Raw genomic sequence first — 19,425 nt, forward strand, 5'->3', positions numbered from 1 at the left:
TTTATATAATCCATACAATTTCACTCTGATTTAATTATATCATACTAAATAACTCGTATTTAATCAAATATATTTTTTATAAATATAGGCTGTATGTATTTATTTTCACATAGTAGCTTTTAATAGCTATTTATTTCTTATGAAAATGATAGGATTTTACATATTTACGAGTAATCCTATCAATTATTGTGTAATGTAGAATTTTCAAGGTTCATTCTACATTACTATCTTAGTTCTTTAGAAAGAATGTATCTCCTTAACCCTCCGTATTTTAGCTTATCTTTTTTTATTTTATAACCTGAATTTAAAAATGTGTTTAGACTATATTTATTATAAGGTGATACTGTTGCTGCAAGAAGCTCCATTCCATCTTCTCTTGCAATTTCCTCTATTCTCTCGCATATTATCCTCTGTAATCTGTTACCCCTATACTCTTCCTTAACAACTGTTGTCTCAATTTGGGCAGTTTTTAAAAGTATTTCTCCTTCTAAGGCTAAATCATAAGCATAATTTTCCTTATCATATCCCTTTTTTAAATAAACCCCCATCGCTATTAAATTATCTTCTTCATCTAAACACCCTATTACTTTTCCCCTTTCAAAGGATTTTATAAATTCCTCCCTATCTGTCTTTGCAAATAACTGCTTATCTTCTAATCCCTTATATATTTCTTCCTGCAGTTCCATAATTTTATCTAAATATGATAGATCCAATTCCTTAAAAAAAGCATCTATAATTTTACCACTTCTATTTTTAATTCTTAATTTAGTCATAATACATCACCCCTTTAATTCAGTGTGGAGTTTTGAGTTTGGAGTGGGGAGTGTGGAATTCAGTGTGGAGTTTTGAGTTTGGAGTGCTGAGTGGGGAGTTGTTTGGGCTGGACAAGCTAACTGATAACTACTAACTCAAAACCCAACTCCAAACTCCTAACTTCTAACTTCTAACTACTAACTCCACACTCCTAACTACTAACTCCACACTCCTAACTCCTAACCCCTAACTCCACACTTCTAACTACTAACTCCTAACTCCTAACTCCTAACTCCTAACCCCTAACTCCTAACTGTTTCTAACTATTTATAAAGTTGCTTATTGCAAGGTATGCCTTAACATCAATCTTCTGTCCTGATTTTAATATTTCTCTTCCCTCTTCCTTAGTAATTAATTTTACTTCTATTTCTTCATCTGCTTCTAAATTTTCCAAGGATACTTTTCCTTTGCAATTACAGCTAACCAAAGCAAAAGACTCATCTGTCATTCCCACTGAAGCATAGGTTTTTTCAATTGTCTTATTATAATCTATGTTAACTAAATCTAATCCAGTTTCTTCTTTTAATTCTCTTTTAACTGCTTCCTCAAAAGTTTCATTTCCATCAATTAAACCTGCTGGAAGCTCTATAACAAAATCATTAAGAGGAACTCTAAATTGCTTTATTATTACTAACTTATTTTCTTCTATATGTCTAGGAATTATTACAACCGCATCTATTTTATCTTTTTTCCCTTGAAAGAATTTATCATCTATCTCTTGTTTATTTTTTCTAGAAGCTATTGTCCACTTCTTATTTTCTCCAAGCTTATTAATATACTCTGCTTCATATAAGTTTAAAAATTTAGTTTGAGCTAGAGTATTGATTTTAGTTATTTTTCCCATAAAATCACTCCAATGTCTACTATTTTATTCAATTTTTATTATACAATATATTATTGTAATAAGCTTCTAAAATATGTATAATATTTCTAATAAAAATAAAAGGATGTGAAACTTTGAAAGAAATAGACGAAAAATTTAAGAAAAATTTATTATTAGGAACATTATTGATATCAATATATTTTATATTTTCAAACTTAGGTTATTTTTTAAAAGGCTTTAATGTTTTTATACAAATAATCAATCCATTTTTAGTTGGTTTTGCAATTGCCTTTGTATTAAATATCCCTATGAATTTTTTTGAACTAAATGTTTTTTCTTTTTTAGATACCAAAAAATATATTAAATATAGAAACTTCAAAAGACCATTGTCAATATTAGCTACTTTTCTAACAGTAATAGGTCTAATTACTGCACTAGCATTATTTGTTATTCCACAATTAACTTCTAGTGTTTCCACATTACTTAAAACTATTCCTGGACACATGAGTTCTTTTGAAAGACTAATTTCTCAATATATAAATGATACTGAAATTTCTAAAGAAGTTTTACAAAAAGTTTCTTCAACAATTATGGCTGCATGGAAAGACTTATTCACTGTTGGCGGAGAAATTATTTCTAATTCTTTATCTAGTATTTTAAATACCACAATGAACATAACTAGCGGCTTAATAAATTTTATTTTATCAGTAATTCTTTCAATTTATATGTTATCTAGCAAAGAAACATTAATTCATCAACTAAGGAAAATAATTTATGCCTTTTTACCTAAAAAAGCTGCTGATAAACTTATTTATATAGGGAATTTAAGTAATATTACCTTTTCAAAATTTATTTCTGGCCAATGCGTAGAAGCTGTTATTTTAGGTACTTTATGTTTTATTGGAATGCTAATATTAAGAATGCCTTATGCATTATTAATAAGTGTATTGATTGCTGTTACAGCTTTAATACCGGTATTTGGGGCCTTCATTGGAACAATACCTGCTGTTTTCTTAATTCTTTTAATAAGTCCTATAAAAGCCTTATGGTTTATTATCTTTATACTATTTCTTCAACAATTTGAGGGAAATATCATCTATCCTAAAGTAGTTGGAAACTCTGTTGGTCTTTCAGCCCTATGGGTTATGATGGCCATGTTAGTTGGAGGAAGCACCTTAGGAATATTAGGAATGCTTATTGGTATTCCAATCTTTAGCGTTTTATATCAGCTATTAAAAGAAAAGACCAATAAGAAACTAAAAATGAAAGAAATTGAAATTGAATAAGAAAAAAAGGCTAATCCTCTTGGATTAGCCTTTTTAATATATTTGTATCTCAATACTCTTAATTCCCCTTAGTTATCCTATCTAATATCGCCTCACAAAGCCTATGAGTTTCTAAAGCATCTTCTAGACTTATTGATGGCTCCCTGTTTTCTTTTACTGAATTAATAAATTCATCAATAATTGGCTCAAAACCTCTTCTATATAAAATTCTATCCCAATCATTAAATTCTTTTATTTCCTTTTTATTATTCTTGTATATTTTAGAAGTCATTAAATTTTCAACGATTACTTTAGTTCCAGAGGAAATATATTCCACATTTTCTTCATTGTAACCGCTATCTCTATTCATCATAGCAATAGCAGTAGAATTATTTGTCTTTAGAGTAACAACTATATTATATAACAAATTATCCTTCATTAAGAAATTTAGCTCAAAATCTTCTATTTTATCTCTTAGTAAAAATCTTGTAGTATCAAGAACATGTATAAAGTCATCTAAAATAATAATTTTAGCTTCTTTAGGACTAAATACTCTGTTTTTTTCTACTTTAATAGTGGTTGGAATATCCTGTTCTATAAGATTTTTATACATTGGAGCAAACCTTCTATTAAAGCCCACCATTAATATTTTATTTTTCTCTTTTGCTAGATTATAAGCTCTTACACTTTCCTCATAAGAATAACTAATAGGCTTATCAACATAAACATTAATTCCAGCCTTCAATAACTTTTCTATTATTGAAAAATGACTTTCTGTAGAGCTATGCACAAAAGCAGCATCTATATCCTTGTCTAAAAGCTCATCTACATTTGTATAAGCTTCATTTATTCTATATTTTTTGGCTAATTTATCTAGTTTTTCCTTGTTTCTTGTGCAAAAGACAAGCTCAATATCTTCTTTTGATGTAATATATGGAAGATATGCTTTAGTACATATATTTCCAAGTCCAATAATTGCAATTCTCATAAAATCCACCTCACACCCTTATTTACATAAGGCTATCAAATTTTTCGCTATTTTCTTTTATAACTTCTATAAAGGCATTACTTAATTCTGGATCAAACTGTGCACCTGAACATCTTTTTAATTCTTCAATTGCCTCTTCATAAGTTTTTCTCTTATTATATGGTCTATTTGATGTCATTGCATCAAAACTATCAACAATGCATAAAATTCTTGCTAAAAACGGTATTTCCTCTCCTTTTAATCCATAAGGATAACCTTTTCCATCGTATCTTTCATGATGATGAAGTATTATTGGCATCGCTCCTGATAGACTATCTATAGTCTTTATTATTTCAACTCCATTTTCAGGATGCTGCTTAAGCATTTCCCACTCTTCATTTGTTAAAGGCATCTTCTTCATAAGAACTTCCTTAGGGATATTAATTTTACCAATATCATGCATATATGCACCATAAATTAAGTTTTCTTTATCTTTTTTACTTAAATTTAATTTATTAGCCATTAAACGACTGTATAAAACAACCCTTTCTGAATGACCATATGTATATCTATCTTTAGCATTAATCACGCTAATCAAGGTTTTTACTGAAGATACTAACTCTATGTCTTTATCTTCTATGTCCTTTTCTAATTCTTCTAATATAGATTTATATCTTTCAACTCTGTTCTTATTAAAGAATTTCGCCCTATATAAAGCATCATCAGCACTCTTTAATAATTGCACTTCATCTTTAGCCCTATCAGGGAAAACAGAAACTCCTGCAGAAATTGTTAATACTTTATTAGGTTGATTTTCCTCACCATAGAAGCTTTCTTTTTCAACTGTTTCTCTTATTTTATTTGCTATTTTTATAGCGTCCTCTTCATTAGTTTCTGGTAAAATTATAGCAAACTCTTCTCCTCCATATCTAGCAGCAAAATCATCATCCCTAATATTTGCTTTTACAATTTCTCCAATGGTTTTTAAAACTTCGTCACCCTTTTGATGGCCATTTAAGTCATTATAATGTTTAAAATAGTCTATATCAAAAAAAATCATTGAAACTGGCTTTTTAGTTTTTTTTGATAATAATATTGTCTTCTTTAATTTTTCCTGAAAAGATCTATGATTATACAAACCAGTTAAAGCATCTAAATTAATTAATTCTTCTAATTGTTTAATATGTTCTCCTTCTACTTTTACATAAAAACCCAAAATCCAGGCAGTTAACAAAAATATTCCGGATAAAATTATATCATTTTGAAAGTATGTATTTACTTCCTGATTCGATCCAGAAATTAAATCAAGAAATAATATTAAACATGAACTTATACTTGCTATAGTCAATCCTGTTTTTAAACCTTCTTCAATTGTTACACTACATATTATAAATAAAAATAATATTTTATATGGACTTTGGTATCCACCAGTTACGTTAATTGCATAAAAGAATATAGCTATAAAAATTACGTTTTCAATCCAATTACCATATTTTAAATCTCTTTTACTGAATTTTTTAATTGAAAATGTCCATAAAAAATAAATAAGAAATAAGCCTAATCCCGTAACATAAATTAAAATTGAAGTAGTTTGAGTATAAAACAAGCCTAAATTCACATTTTTGCCATCAAAAATATACCAAAAAAATATAATGCTCGTTAGCATTAAAGAAGATAGTTTAACTATTGATACTATATTATTTATTTGAATTATTCTATTATCTTTAATCATTTTCATACAATCACCTATTTATTAAACAGAAAGATCGGTTACCCGATCTTCCTCTTTAATTTTATTCGTCTCTTAAGCACTTTGGTTCCTCAGGTTGGTATCCATACCAATAGCATGCAGAAGTTGCAACTGTTGAAGCAATAAGTGTTGCTAATGCTGCTACTGCCATTAGTACCTTATTATTAATTTTTCTCATATTGCTTTCTCCCCTTTCTAAAAAGAATAAATATAAAAAAGGAATCCATTAACTTAAATACTATATGACCTAATTTTGTAAGAGTAAAACTCTGCCATAAAGTTCCTATAGCAATACATAAACTATATACTAAGAAACTTAAATTATTTAGTTTTACACCAAGAAAAATATTTAAAGTAATTATAATCATATAAATTATTAAAGTAATTAAGGATCCCTTCTTTAACCTTTTAATCTTCTTTTCTGATCTTATGGGCTTATTTGGACTATCAACAGGGGCTAATTTATAATTTAAATAAATTGAAACTATGAATATCAAAATACTGATTATTATTGTATAAGTTATATTTATATTGCAAGAATCTAAAATAATCGCTGGAATAACGGTTCCTACAACTCCAATACTAGCACAGGACAATTCTGTACTTGCATGAGCTCCCCCTGAAGACCTTCTTAAAATACTAACTGTAAAACTTATTATCAAAGCTTCTAATAAAACCCCAAATGCAGCCCCAAATATTATAACAAGTATTACTGATAGAAGTGCATGAAAAAAAGCATGCAAACCATATTCTACAACTTCATATTTTTCTTGATTAAATTTAAGTTCTTCGGATAAATTTTTAGCTAAATTACTTGAAATCCCTTTCAAATTAAACATTTCTAGCATCAACCTTCTTATTATAAAAATAAAATAGTAATATAATAGTTATTGTAATTATTAATGATGGTATCCCTATTAAACATTTAGATACTGGATCTACAAATACTTTATCTATATCTAAGTTAGGAATAAATTTAATAAGAAGCATATTAACTGCTTCAGATAAATATTGAAGAATAAAAGTAATAATTGTTGACTTTGCAGCTTCAGCTAAATTAATTTTGTTATAATTTATTGATAATAACATTATAAACAAAATCGATAGAACAGTATGAGCTCCAAAAACTATAGGCAAAAGCCTAATAATATATATAAATACTGCTGTTATTAAAGCTGAAATTACATATCTTTTTTTATCTAATTTAGTACCTGAAAAAACATATACAGCTAAAATATAGATAAATCCTTCCGGTAAGCCTCTTAATAAAAACTCAATTGGTTGTATCTGTAACATATTAATCCTCCTAAACATCTTAATTAGATTAAATTCTAATTAAATTTTCTTTTGTATTAATTTCTTTTATTACACTATAAATAATTATAAAAACATATGCTCTTATAAAAATATCACCTAAGCTAAGTACAGTATACCCCATATCAAATATATCTGTTAAAAACTTCAGCTTAGTGGATTCATTCCCTAAAATATGTATATTATCTACCTTTCCAAAGGCATCTAAATCTGCATAACCTGTTATACGTGAGAGAGTTGGAAATACAGGCATAAATCCATTATTAGCTTTTATGGCTATATCATTTAAAAATCCTCCAATAAATATAAAAGCTGCACCTATTATAGCTTGTACATACTTTTCATAATAAAATATTAATGGTAAATAAGAACACAAATAAATAATTTTTAATATGTTAACATATTTAATCATGAAATAATTGCCCATAAAAATATTGATTTGAGCAAATAAATATATTATTTCTAAGGCTAATACAGGATAGATTGTCCAATTTTTAAAAATTCCTTTTATTTTATATCCTTTAATTTTAGAAAAAATTAAAGAAATAACTATTGTTTCTAACATATATTCACCTTTTCAAAATATTCGAAATATTTTTCCAAATTCTCACTGTTACATTATACCATTATAGAGTAATATTTTCCATATAATTTTGAAATTTATATTATATTTTTTTTAATTATATTAAAAATTTTATCTAATTTTGCAAAAAAATGACTGTATCTAAAATAATTTTTAGGATACAGTCATTTAATATTAATTTTTTAATTATTTGTCACCATATATATTTAAAGAAAATCCTTTATTTAAAGCTTCTTTTGCATATTCCTTTGCTCCAAATAAGGATAAATCTCTATAATTTCCACATTGAATTTCATTGGCTGCTGGAATTTCTGTAGCTTCTAGTACTTTTTTTAGTGCTTCTTCAAGAGCTTTCTTTATTTCTAAAGCTTCTCTATCTCCCCATATACTTAAATAAAACCCTGTTCTACAACCCATTGGAGATAAGTCTATAATTCCAGTTAAACTTTCCCTTAAAAAATTAGCTAATAGATGCTCTAATCCATGCATTGCCGCAGTTCCGAAAGCTTCTTTATTAGGTTGTAAAAATCTAATATCAAACTTAGTAACTTTGTCCCCTTTTTCTCCACTTAATACACAGCACTTTCTTATATATGGTGCCTTAACAATTCTATGATCTAATTCAAAACTTTCTACCTTTTCCATATCTTATCCCCCTTAAATATTAATAATTCAACTTACTAAATTACAAAACACTCTTAATTTTCATCCCTGCTAAAAATCTAACTTCATTCTACTCTGCATATTATATATGTGTATTAATTTTTTACTAATAACAATATAATTGATATTAAACTAAAAGCTAAACTAACTGCATTTATGTACATTACTACTTGTTTTGGTGAAAATCCTTTTGCTTGTAATCTAAAATGTATCTGACTTCTATCTGCTTGATATACTGGTTTTCCATCAATAAATCTCTTTATTATTACAAATAAGTTATCAAATATTGGTACTGCCAAAGCTAATATTGGTATAAAAATACTCATTAAAGTAGCTTGTTTAAAAGCTCCATCTAAAGCAATTATACTTAAAATAAAGCCAAGAAAATTTGCTCCTGAATCTCCCATAAATACCTTTGCAGGATACTTATTATATATTAAAAAGCCTATAGTTATTGCTACTACTATTATCGAAACTAATATTGACTCATCCTGCTTTAATATTATTGCTGCTCCTAAAAAAGTAATAGAAGATATGCAAGACAAGCCACCAGCTAAGCCATCCATTCCATCACACCAATTAATAACAGTTGTAACACCAAATATCCAAGTAATTGTTAATATCAATTGTATTATTGATGATAATTCTATATATATTCCTGTTAAGGGATTTGTAAAACCCCTGAATATTATTCCTGTTTTATAAATAATAAAAGCAGAAAAAAGCTGAATTAATAATCTTGGATATATAGGAAATTCCTTTCCCTTAGTTTTATAAAAATCATCTATTAAGCCAATAGCTATTATTAATGTTGAAGCAAAAAAAATAGACATCTTTTCATGAATACTAGAATAATCATTAAAAATAAAAAAACTAATAAAAAAAGCTATATACATAGCCAATCCACCTGTAAGAGGTGTTTCTTTACTATGCTTCTTTCTTTTAGTAGGCTTATCTGTAAAACGAATTTTAAAAGCAATTTTAATTAAAACCGGAGTTAATAAAAATACAATTAAAAATGCTAATATGAAGGCCAAAATATATTGCATATTATTCTCCTTAAATTTAAAATGTTAATGTTGTATTGAAACTTTCTTCCATATTACAAAATAGCTTCAAATTTTTTCTAATGCAAATAATTTATTATTTATTATACTATTATTATAATAAATTATCAATTAATAAAGATTATATAATTATTAACAAGGGAGTATTTATATGAGTATTTTAACCTTTTTCTTAACAGGCATTGGTCTGTCAATGGATGCCTTTGCTATATCATTAACTAAAGGCTTTTGCATAAGGAAGGATATTATTAAAAAATCACTTATAATATCCTTATTTTTTGGCTTATTCCAAGGGATAATGCCCCTGCTGGGATGGCTTTCTGGTATTTATTTTGAAAGTTATATTAAATCTATAGATCATTGGATAGCTTTTCTCCTATTAGGCTATTTAGGTGCTAAAATGATTTATGAAAGTGTTAAAAATAAAGATGAGGAAGATTTAGAATGTTCCTTAGAGGATGATAGTTTAAAGCTTAAGGAATTATTTATTCTTGCAATAGCAACTAGCATTGACGCTTTAGCCGTTGGCATTAGCTTTGCCTTTTTAAATGTAAACATAATCCAAGCATCAATAATAATATCAATTACAACTTTTATTATATGCTTCTGTGGAGTTTCCTTTGGAAAAGTAATAGGTAAGTATATACAAAAATATTCCGAAATATTAGGGGGGATTATTCTAATAGGAATTGGAATAAAAATATTAATAGAACACCTTTTTATCAGTTAACAATTAATAAAGATTGCGAAACAATCTTTATTAGTGTGCAGTGTACAGTTTACAGTGTACAGTTGAGGAAATAATTCAGCTTAAGCTGAATTATAATATTTATAATCTCTAAAAGAGCTTATAGAAATATAATTTTAGAAACTACGCAGTAGTTTCTTCCTTAACTGCTAACTGCACATTATAAACTGTAAACTAAAAGATTGCTTCGCAATATTTTATAAGTATTCATCTGTAATTACCAGTCCTCCATGACTATATTTTGCAATTTCTTTCTTTGTTAACTTTTCACCTGCTAGAAGCCTAGGTAATAATACATCAAAGGTTGTTGATTTTGAAAAAATAACTCCTCCTGGTAAACCTAAAATAGGAAGCTCTCCTTTATAAGAAACTAAGAACATTGCTCCAGGAAAAATTGGTGTTCCATAAGATACAATTTCTCCTGTAACTTCTTCAATTGCCTTTGGAGTAATATCATCTGCATCAACAGACATTCCTCCTGTACAAAGTATAAGTTCCGCTCCTTTATTAATCCATTCAATTACAGCCTCTTTTATTTTCTCCTTATCATCCGGTAAAATACTTTGTCCTATTATTTCGCAATTGTATTTTTCTATTTTCTTGCTAATTGCAGTTTTAGATGCATCTTTTATTCTTCCATAATAAATTTCGCTGCCAGTCGTTACAATAGCAATCCTCTTAGGTATTATTGGAATAATTTTAATTATTTTTTCTTTTAATAATTTCCCTGCCTCAATTAATTTATCTTTTTTTATTGCTAAAGGAATAACTTTTGTAGCAGCTATTTTGTCTCCCTTTTTTACAACAGTATTATTTCTTATGGTTGATAAAACTATTTCTTCTATAGAATTTAATTCTATCAACTTTTCTACATCTATCTTCAACAGACCATCAATCTTTGCAAATATTTCTATCTTTCCTTCCTTTGCTTCAGCTGCTACAGTTCCTTCACCACAAGTCATATTGAAAAGCTCCTCCGCTGCCTCATTTTCATGTATAAGTTCCTCATTATCATCCCAAATATAAATATGATCCTTCCCTAAGGAAAGTAATTCTTCTATATCTTCTTCCCTAATTATATGTCCTTTTTTAAAGGCAACTCCCTTAAATTCTCCTGGTACTATTTTAGTTATATCATGACAAAGGGCAACACCTACAGCATCTCTAACATTAATTATTTTCATACTATCAATCCTCTGCTTTTAATAAATTTATTTCTTAATATTATATATAATTTTCAAACTATTTCAATCCAACTTCTATATCATTTATATTAATATACATTTACCATTCTTAGTTAATCCTTTATAAAAATATATCTTAAAGATTAGCTAAATCCAAAATATATTTTATTTAGACTTTTCTATACTTTCACTATTATTTAATTCTTTAATCTCATTTTCTATATTAAAATTAATGAACATCAGCTCAATTTCTAAATCTTTTAATATTTTAAGAATATCTAAATTAATTTCTTGTTTAAGTTTTTCATATTTGTAATAATTCATTTCTGTTGTATAAAAAAAAATGAATATTCCATATCCATATATTGAAAATTCATTGAAACTCACAATTATCATTTCCTTATCAATTTTTTCCTTAAGATTTAAATATTCTTCAACTGCATTTACTGCTTTTTCTATTTTTTCAACTTCAATATTTGGTCTTATTATAAACTTATAACTAATCTTCATTACTTTTCTTTGAGAAAAATTAAATATATTATCATTAGCAAGCTTTGAATTAGGTACTGTAGCTATTGCCTTTGAAAAAGTTCTAATCTTAGTACTTCTAAAGGTTATTTCTTCTACTATTCCTTCAACTTCTTCTGTTTTAATCCAATCTCCTATAGCAAAAGGTCTATCTAAAGCAATAATCACTCCACCAAAAAGATTTGAAAAAGTATCTTGAGCCATTAAGGCAAAGGCTACCCCACTTATCCCAAGACCAGTAATAAAACCTGAAAATCCAAATTCCTTTGCAATACAGCTAACACCTACAATAATAATTATTAATCTTATTACTATAGATAGAAAGGGAAAAGCCATTGTATTATTTGCATTATTCTTCCCCATATTTTTATATAATAAGGAATTCTCTAAAGTTAAATTATATAAAAAGCAGCATACAACTATGACTATTATCATCTTTCCTAGTCTATCTAAGGAAACCTTAGCAATATCTATCTTCTCATATTCTATTATATGTAAAGATATATGAGCAGCCTTTAAAAATATAAATAATTTTAATGGTTTTTCTAAAGCTTTAACTACACTATCATCAGCAAAATTTTTTGTTTTTTCTGCAAATTTAATTATGTATCTAAAAATATTTGTAATAATATATTTATTAGTTAATGAAGCAAGAAAAATAATAGTTATTGATAACATATGTCTGCTGATACTAATTCTAGACATTTGAATAAATATTCTCTCTAATTCTTCCATATTACACCTGCTTTCAATTAACACTTAACTATGAACTATTATATTTTTTCTCTTTTAATTTTTATTATTCAATTCTAAACAATGAAGAAAATATAAGATAACTTAAATTTATTTAGAAAAATAGGGATAGCATTGCTATCCCTATTTCTATAGTTTTACTGTAAACTTACTGTAATTACTTTAATTCAAAGGAATTACAGTCTGTGCATTCTGGAGTAGTTGCACGGTTTTCATGTTTTCCAATTTGAATACCATCTAAACTACAGTAATTGTCTGATTGTGCATGATATTTACATTCACTTACTGTACATTTAATACTTGGATTCTTATGCATCACTAATCACCACCTTACAAAATTATTATTTGCGTTTTTATATTAAGTATTCACTGATAATATTTCCTATAATGGTGATATAAATGCATTCTTTTAATAATCTTTTATTTTTAATTTAACTTTAAAGTTTGGCTATATTAAAATTCCTTAGCTAATGTCTTAGCCTTATCAATTGCTTCATTTAGTATCGAATTTACATCTAATCCTTGTACATCTAATTTTTCAGCAGCAATTGATTTTATATCTTTAACACCAAAGAAAGTTAAAATTGTTCTTAAATATCTTTCTCCCATTTCAAAAGCAGCTCCTTGAGGACTTGAATAATCTCCACCTCTTCCTGCAACTATAAGAGCTTTTTCAGCCTTACATAATCCCACTGGACCATTTTCTGTATATTTAAATGTAATTCCACTTACACATACATAATCAAAATAAGCCTTAACTATTGCAGGATTTCCTAAATTCCACATAGGTGCAGCTATAATAATCTTATCAGCTTCTACCATTTGATAAGCATATTTTAAAATTGGATGATTTCTGCTTTCTTCTGTTTTAGGTCCAAATATTGATCCTAAATCTTGTGGTCTTAAAAAATCAATATTTTCCTTATATAAATCTAATACTGTTACTTCATCTTGAGGATTTAATTTTTTATATTCCTCAATAAAAGTATCAGAAATTTTAAAGGTTCTTGATTCTCCTTCTGACTTTATGTTTGCTTTTATATATAATACTTTACTCATTTTTACCCTCCAATTAATTAATAATCTTGATTTCTTATTTAATAATAATAAATATTAATTGATTTTTATTATCAATATCTTTTAATAAAAGAATACACTATATAACTTATTTTTACAAGTATTAATTTTTTTATACACAACTAATAAAGATTGCGAAACAATCTTTTAGTTTACAGTTTATAATGTGTAGTTAGCAGTTAAGGAAGAAACTACTGCGTAGTTTCTAAAATTATATTTCTATAAGCTCTTTTAGAGATTATAAATAATTATAATTCAGCTTAAGCTGAATTATTTCCTCAACTGTACACTGTAAACTGCACACTGCACACTAATAAAGATTGCTTCGCAATCTTTATTAATTCTTCCTAAATTGTCTATTAGTTTCTGTCAATTATCCATTAAAAAAAGTCTTTAGCTATTAACTGCCAAAGACTTTTTTTCTTAATTCTATTCCTGTTTTTGTCACTGCAACTCCGCCTTCTCCTGTTTCTCTTAAGGATGCAGGAAGATTTCTTCCAACCTTATACATTGCTGCAACCGCATCATCAAAAGGGATTTTTGATTCAACTCCTGCCATAACTAAATCAGCTATACAAAGAGCATTTATTGCACCGCCTACATTTCTTTTTGCACAAGGAACTTCTACCAAACCTGCCACAGGGTCACATACTAAGCCTAAAATATTTTTAAATACAATTGCTCCTGCATCTAAGGACATTTTAGGACTTCCTCCCATCATTTCTACAATGGCTGCTGATGCCATTGCAGCTGCAGAACCACATTCTGCCTGACAACCACCCTCGGCTCCTGCAAAGGTTGCATTTCTTCCTATTATCATTCCAACTGCTGCTGCTGCAAATAAAGCCTTTATAAGCTCCTCATCACTTTTAGAAAATTTTTCTCCTGCAGTTAGTATAGCTGCTGGTAATATTCCACAAGAACCAGCTGTAGGACAAGCCACTATTTTTCCCATAGAAGCATTTACTTCAGAAGATGATAGAGCCATTGCCATAGCAAGAAGCATAGTATCACCAGTTAAAGATTTTCCACTATCTAAGTACTTCTGTATTTTATAAGCATCTCCACCTATTAAGCCGCTTACAGAATAAACTTCTCTTTCTCTGGCTTCCTTGGCACTATTTTTCATAACATCTAGTACTCTCTTCATTTTTAAAATAACTTCTTCCCTGGATAAATCATTATCTTCCATTTCCCTTAAAATTGCATATTCACTTAAGGAAATTGAATTTTCCTTACATATTCTTATTAGTTCTTCACCAGACTTTGCTATATCCATACCTTATTCGCCATCCTCTACCTTTTCTATTAGTATAACCTTCTCTATTCCTTCTACATTTTTTATTTTATCAATTAAAGCCTTATCTACCTTGCTATCTAATTCAAAGCTCATAGTAGCAATTTTACCTTTTTGCTTTCTTTCTAAATTCATAAAAGCTATATTAATTGCACTTGAATATAATATGTTAGTTACCTTTGCTACTGTACCTGGAATATCTCTATGAGTAGTTATAATAGTATCATAAGTGCCAGTAAAATGAACTTTGCTTCCGTTAATTTCAACTATTTCAATATTTCCTCCACCAATTGAACTTCCTACTATTTCACAAATGTTATTATTAGTACATTTTATTAAAAACTTAACTGTATTTGGATGATAATCTCCCAAATCCTCTTCCTTAAAGATAATATTTACTCCCTTTTCCTTGGCAATTTTCAACGAATCTCTTAATCTGTCATCAGAAGGATTCATCCCTAATATTCCTGCAGCCAAAGCTCTATCTGTTCCATGACCTTTATAGGTTTTAGCAAAAGAACCATGTAATAAAAAAGTTACTTCCTTTACTTCACAGCCCGCAATCGCCCTAGCAACCTTTGCTAATCTAGCAGCCCCTGCAGTATGTGAAGAAGATGGACCAACCATTATAGGACCTATAATATCAAAAACTCCTAATCCAGACATATTTTATTTCCTTTCTTTAATCCTCATTTCTATTTTTAAGCCACTAGGGACAATATTGCAATAAATTATCTTTTCTTAAAAATTTTATAACTAAAAACTATTTAAAAGTATTATATATTATTTTTCTAAAACTAGTTAGATATATACACAAAAAATAATAAATTAAAAATATTATTTCTCTTTAGAAAAAAGCTTTACTAAACTTGTATTATATATTTTTATTAAGTATGGATTATCTTTAAATAATAAATATAATTTTTTTCTATCTTTTTCAAAGCCAATTGTATATATTTTATTATTATTTTCTCTTAAATTAATTTTATCAATTTCACTCATTTTATATTTTATTGTATTATTCCTTTTTATTATTTCAAACTGATATTTATCTATATTAAATACTATATTAGTATAATAATAACTACTACAAATAAATAATGTTATTACTAAAACTAAAAATAAGATTTGAATTAATGACTTCCTCCAATTAGTCAAAATAGGATTAATCAAAAGGAAATAAATTAAAAAATTATCTATAATTCTTTTTCTAAATCTTCCCTTGTATATAAATTCTTCATCATTAGCTATAATAAGTTCCTTCCCCTTCTTATTTCTTAAAATCATATAGCCCCCTACAATAATCTTGTTTTTTATATAATATTATACACCAATAAAAGTAAATAAATATATAAATTGTAATATGAACTAATAAAAAAACCCCCATTACTAGGGGATTTTCAATTAATCAACTCCACACTATTATACACTCCAAACTCCTAACTCCACACTCCTAACTCCACACTCCTAACTACTAACTCCTAACTCCACACTCCTAACTCCACACTCCTAACTCCACACTCCTAACTACTAACTCCTAACTCCACACTCCTAACTCCTAACTGAACTTCAACTCCTAACTCCTAACTTTTTCACACTGTTCTAGTATTTATAAAAAATGCTTCCTCCAATAAACTCCCTCAATATACTGTTAGTTGGAACATAATCCTTATCTATTTCCTTAAAGAAACCTAAAAAAGATTTAAGCCTGCTGGCTTCTAAATACACTGGACTATCTTCTTTAATCTTATCTAATTCCTCTAAAGCATATTTCTTTAAAACACATAGTTCATATACTAAGGTTGAATTAAACATTACATCAGCTTCTTCCTGATAAACAAAGATATTTCTTTCTTCTCCTCTTCTTATAGAAGGCCACATCTTTAAGGTAAGCTCTCCTCCATAGCCCCTTGATAAAATATCCCTAACTATTCTCCTTACCCTTCTTATATCTGTTGTTGCAATTCTATTGTGATTATCTAAATTTAACTGAGTTAAGGCTGAAATATATATTTTAAACTTATTTTCATCAGGTACAGAGCTGGTTAGCATTGGATTTAAACCATGAATTCCTTCAATTATAAGTATTCCCTTTTCTGGAAGACGAAGCTTATTACCTACCCATTCCCTTTCTCCAGTCCTAAAATTATAATAAGGAATTTCTACTTCTTCCCCCTTTAATAAGCCAGTTAAATTCTTATTAAATAAATCTAAATCAAGGGAATAAATACTTTCAAAATCATAGTCTCCATTTTCATCCTTTGGTGTGTTCTCTCTATTTACAAAATAATCATCTAAGGAAATTGGAATAGGGGTGTAACCATTGACCTTAAGCTGAATTGCAAGTCTGTTTGCAAAGGTAGTTTTACCTGAAGAGCTAGGTCCAGCAATTAAAACTATTTTTGTTCCCTTCTTATCATGAATCATATCAGCTATTTGAGCTATTTTCTTTTCATGTAAAGCTTCAGAAACCATAACTAAGTCTCTAATTTCGTTATTTTCTATCTTATTATTTAATGATCCTACCTCACCAACGCCAAGTATATTTATCCATCTTTCTGTTTCTATAAAAATCTGTGAAAGCTTTCTATTTTCCTTAAAGAAAGCTAATTTCTTTAAGTTATCTTTTTTAGGATATCTTATAATAAAACCTGGCTCGTAATACATTAAATCAAAAGTCTTTATTACACCTGTAGAATAAGCCATTTGCCCATAAAAATAATCATATCTTCCATCTAACTCATATAATTTTACAGTTTCAAAATCAACATGACTTAATAAGGATATTTTATCTTCCATGCCATAGCTCTTAAAAATTTCCATGGCCTTTTCCTTTTTAACTTTTATCTTATTTATAACTATATCTTTATTTATTATTTCAATCATTCTATCTTTAATTTTATGAACATCATTTTCTTTTAAAGGCTCCGGCTTATGAATTTCGCCAAAAACCCCACCATCTAAACTATGTTCTATAGTTATAGTCGCATCTTTTGGAAAAACATCTAATGCAGCCTTGATAAATATAAACTGCAAAGTCCTAGTATATATTTTATATCCAATTGGACTATCAAAACTTATTAATTCAATAATTCCATCTCTATCTACTTTATCTATTAATTCTTTATATTCGCTATTTATTCTACATAAGGCAAATTCACTTGGATCCATTTTTAGATAGTTTTCTATAAATTCTCTATAATTTGTGTCTTTATTCACAATATACTCTTTATTATTAAACTTAACATTAAAATTTCCCATAATTCCTCCTATCTCTATTATATTCTAATATATTTTAATAACATTATATACATATAGCTGTAAAAATGCATAAGAAAAACACTAGTTATCTTTTTAACATCATAAGTTTATCTTCTTCAAGAATAATCAATAAAAAAATGCAAATACTACCATTGAGAGGTGTTTTATATGTTAATCGTCTTACTAAGAACAATAATTTTATATGCTTTAGTTATATTAGTAATCAGATTAATGGGAAAAAGACAAATAGGTGAACTTCAACCTTATGAATTCGTTATTACAATAATGATTTCAGACCTTGCATCATTACCAATGCAAGATACAAGGCTTCCATTGATTTTAGGAATAATACCCATAATTACATTATTGTTTATAAAAATAGTATTATCAATAATTCAATTAAAAAGTCAAAAGGCTAGAAAAATATTAGAAGGAGAACCTACAATTTTAATTGCAAAAGGAAAAATTCATTTTGAAAACCTAAAAAAACAACAAATCAATCTAGACGAGCTTATGGAGGAAATAAGATTAGCTGGATATTTTGACTTATCAGAAATAGAATACGGAATTTTAGAGAACAATGGTCAAATGTCCTTTTTAACTTCTGAAAATAATAAATCATCTTCCATGCCGGTAATCTACGTTTTAGATGGAAAAATAAATACAAACTCTCTAACTTCTGCTGGTAAAAGCAAGGATACAATACTTAAAGAATTAAAAAAACATGGAGTTTCTTCAATTGAAAATGTATTAATAGCAATGACTGATACTAATGGAAAATTCTTTTGTCAACTATACGAAGAAAAAGGTGATGCTTAATGAAAAATACAGTTATCTCCGTAATACTCTTTTTAATATTAGTAACTAGTTTAATTTATATTAATTATAAATTTACTAATTTATGTTCTAATTTAATAGATCAATCCAATGAAATAGAGAAATTATTAGATAAAGAAGATTTTGATACAGCTTACTTAAAATCTTTAGAACTTTTAGATTATATAAGCTCCAATGATTTTATTCCATCAATATATTTAAACCATATAGATTATGACGATTTAATAAATGAATGTTTAAAATTATGTGTTTATATAAAAAGGGAAGATCTTGCCGAGGCCTCTGCCTCCTTAGATTTAATAGAATTTTCCTGTGAACATTTAATAAAAATACAAAAGATAAATTTAAAAAACATACTTTAGTCAGTTCACTGGGCACAGTTAGAGGAATGATTTAGCTATAGCTAAATCATTTTTAAATACCTAAAATTTTATTCCTTAACTGTGCATTTTTTTTTGTGCATAAAAATAAATTTTACTTGCATATTTATGCAAA

The 19,425-nt window shown here is 27.5% G+C and carries 22 protein-coding genes; 4 read left to right on the top strand and 18 right to left on the bottom strand.

The features are described 5' to 3' along the window. Nucleotides 1-224: 224 nt before the first annotated feature. The gene (locus BEN51_RS08330; protein WP_119865609.1) at nt 225-773 is read right to left on the bottom strand and encodes a GNAT family N-acetyltransferase; all 549 of its coding nucleotides are present in this window, start codon (nt 771-773) and stop codon (nt 225-227) included. A 299-nt stretch (nt 774-1,072) separates the two neighbouring features. Then, entirely contained in the window at nt 1,073-1,657 is a 585-nt protein-coding gene (locus BEN51_RS08335; RefSeq protein ID WP_119865610.1) for an NUDIX hydrolase, read from the bottom strand. A 113-nt stretch (nt 1,658-1,770) separates the two neighbouring features. Between BEN51_RS08335 and BEN51_RS08340 the strand changes: the two genes are divergently transcribed. Beyond that, nucleotides 1,771-2,922 carry an AI-2E family transporter gene (locus BEN51_RS08340; protein WP_119865611.1) on the top strand — a complete coding sequence of 384 codons (1,152 nt, stop codon included), beginning with the start codon at nt 1,771-1,773 and terminating at the stop codon, nt 2,920-2,922. 58 nt (nt 2,923-2,980) lie between these two features. Here BEN51_RS08340 and BEN51_RS08345 read toward each other — a convergent pair whose 3' ends face one another. From BEN51_RS08345 to BEN51_RS08380, 8 genes are all read right to left on the bottom strand, one after another. Then, entirely contained in the window at nt 2,981-3,889 is a 909-nt protein-coding gene (locus BEN51_RS08345; RefSeq protein WP_119865612.1) for a Gfo/Idh/MocA family protein, read from the bottom strand. A 22-nt stretch (nt 3,890-3,911) separates the two neighbouring features. After that, complete coding sequence (locus BEN51_RS08350) at nt 3,912-5,606, bottom strand: diguanylate cyclase (RefSeq protein WP_119865613.1); 1,695 nt, start codon at nt 5,604-5,606, stop codon at nt 3,912-3,914. A 55-nt stretch (nt 5,607-5,661) separates the two neighbouring features. Beyond that, nucleotides 5,662-5,796, bottom strand: coding sequence for a cyclic lactone autoinducer peptide (locus BEN51_RS08355; RefSeq protein WP_119865614.1), 135 nt, complete (start codon nt 5,794-5,796; stop codon nt 5,662-5,664). Then, nucleotides 5,783-6,457, bottom strand: a complete 675-nt coding sequence (locus BEN51_RS08360) for an accessory gene regulator ArgB-like protein (RefSeq protein WP_119866601.1) — start codon at nt 6,455-6,457, stop codon at nt 5,783-5,785. The genes BEN51_RS08355 and BEN51_RS08360 overlap by 14 nt, the downstream gene beginning before the upstream one ends. Then, complete coding sequence (locus BEN51_RS08365; RefSeq protein ID WP_119865615.1) at nt 6,450-6,914, bottom strand: hypothetical protein; 465 nt, start codon at nt 6,912-6,914, stop codon at nt 6,450-6,452. Before BEN51_RS08365 ends, BEN51_RS08360 begins: the two co-directional genes overlap by 8 nt. 28 nt (nt 6,915-6,942) lie before the next feature. Next, a complete protein-coding gene (locus tag BEN51_RS08370; RefSeq protein ID WP_119865616.1) occupies nt 6,943-7,497 on the bottom strand; it encodes a DUF5317 family protein in 555 nt (184 codons plus the stop codon). A 204-nt stretch (nt 7,498-7,701) separates the two neighbouring features. Continuing rightward, nucleotides 7,702-8,160 carry an S-ribosylhomocysteine lyase gene (locus BEN51_RS08375; RefSeq protein ID WP_119865617.1) on the bottom strand — a complete coding sequence of 153 codons (459 nt, stop codon included), beginning with the start codon at nt 8,158-8,160 and terminating at the stop codon, nt 7,702-7,704. Nucleotides 8,161-8,273: 113 nt separating this feature from the next. Continuing rightward, nucleotides 8,274-9,227, bottom strand: coding sequence for a glycosyltransferase family 4 protein (locus BEN51_RS08380; RefSeq protein WP_119865618.1), 954 nt, complete (start codon nt 9,225-9,227; stop codon nt 8,274-8,276). 169 nt (nt 9,228-9,396) lie between these two features. On the opposite strand from BEN51_RS08380, the gene BEN51_RS08385 reads away from it, so the two are divergent. Beyond that, nucleotides 9,397-9,975: a manganese efflux pump MntP gene (locus tag BEN51_RS08385; protein WP_119865619.1), complete on the top strand. Its 579-nt coding sequence runs from the start codon at nt 9,397-9,399 to the stop codon at nt 9,973-9,975. A 215-nt stretch (nt 9,976-10,190) separates the two neighbouring features. On the opposite strand, the gene BEN51_RS08390 is transcribed toward BEN51_RS08385, so the two are convergent. The 8 genes from BEN51_RS08390 to BEN51_RS08425 all read right to left on the bottom strand — a co-directional run bounded on the left by BEN51_RS08390 (nt 10,191) and on the right by BEN51_RS08425 (nt 18,093). Then, entirely contained in the window at nt 10,191-11,177 is a 987-nt protein-coding gene (locus BEN51_RS08390) for a molybdopterin-binding protein (protein ID WP_119865620.1), read from the bottom strand. Between the two features lie 165 nt (nt 11,178-11,342). Further along, nucleotides 11,343-12,440: a mechanosensitive ion channel family protein gene (locus tag BEN51_RS08395; protein ID WP_119865621.1), complete on the bottom strand. Its 1,098-nt coding sequence runs from the start codon at nt 12,438-12,440 to the stop codon at nt 11,343-11,345. Between the two features lie 175 nt (nt 12,441-12,615). Next, entirely contained in the window at nt 12,616-12,774 is a 159-nt protein-coding gene (locus tag BEN51_RS08400; protein WP_119865622.1) for a DUF1540 domain-containing protein, read from the bottom strand. A gap of 137 nt (nt 12,775-12,911) precedes the next feature. Further along, a complete protein-coding gene (locus tag BEN51_RS08405) occupies nt 12,912-13,517 on the bottom strand; it encodes an FMN-dependent NADH-azoreductase (RefSeq protein ID WP_119865623.1) in 606 nt (201 codons plus the stop codon). 418 nt (nt 13,518-13,935) lie between these two features. Beyond that, complete coding sequence (gene sdaAA, locus BEN51_RS08410; RefSeq protein ID WP_119865624.1) at nt 13,936-14,814, bottom strand: L-serine ammonia-lyase, iron-sulfur-dependent, subunit alpha; 879 nt, start codon at nt 14,812-14,814, stop codon at nt 13,936-13,938. Between the two features lie 3 nt (nt 14,815-14,817). Further along, nucleotides 14,818-15,498, bottom strand: a complete 681-nt coding sequence (sdaAB, locus tag BEN51_RS08415) for an L-serine ammonia-lyase, iron-sulfur-dependent subunit beta (protein ID WP_119865625.1) — start codon at nt 15,496-15,498, stop codon at nt 14,818-14,820. Between the two features lie 171 nt (nt 15,499-15,669). Beyond that, complete coding sequence (locus tag BEN51_RS08420; protein ID WP_119865626.1) at nt 15,670-16,119, bottom strand: hypothetical protein; 450 nt, start codon at nt 16,117-16,119, stop codon at nt 15,670-15,672. A gap of 315 nt (nt 16,120-16,434) precedes the next feature. Next, on the bottom strand, nt 16,435-18,093 hold the full coding sequence (locus BEN51_RS08425) for a nucleoside kinase (protein ID WP_119865627.1): 1,659 nt from the start codon (nt 18,091-18,093) through the stop codon (nt 16,435-16,437). A 168-nt stretch (nt 18,094-18,261) separates the two neighbouring features. On the opposite strand from BEN51_RS08425, the gene BEN51_RS08430 reads away from it, so the two are divergent. After that, nucleotides 18,262-18,912 carry a DUF421 domain-containing protein gene (locus BEN51_RS08430; RefSeq protein ID WP_119865628.1) on the top strand — a complete coding sequence of 217 codons (651 nt, stop codon included), beginning with the start codon at nt 18,262-18,264 and terminating at the stop codon, nt 18,910-18,912. Next, complete coding sequence (locus BEN51_RS08435; protein WP_119865629.1) at nt 18,912-19,292, top strand: DUF4363 family protein; 381 nt, start codon at nt 18,912-18,914, stop codon at nt 19,290-19,292. Before BEN51_RS08430 ends, BEN51_RS08435 begins: the two co-directional genes overlap by 1 nt. Nucleotides 19,293-19,425 lie beyond the last annotated feature (133 nt).

It is taken from the genome of Clostridium isatidis, assembly GCF_002285495.1.
Lineage (GTDB): Bacteria > Bacillota > Clostridia > Clostridiales > Clostridiaceae > Clostridium > Clostridium isatidis.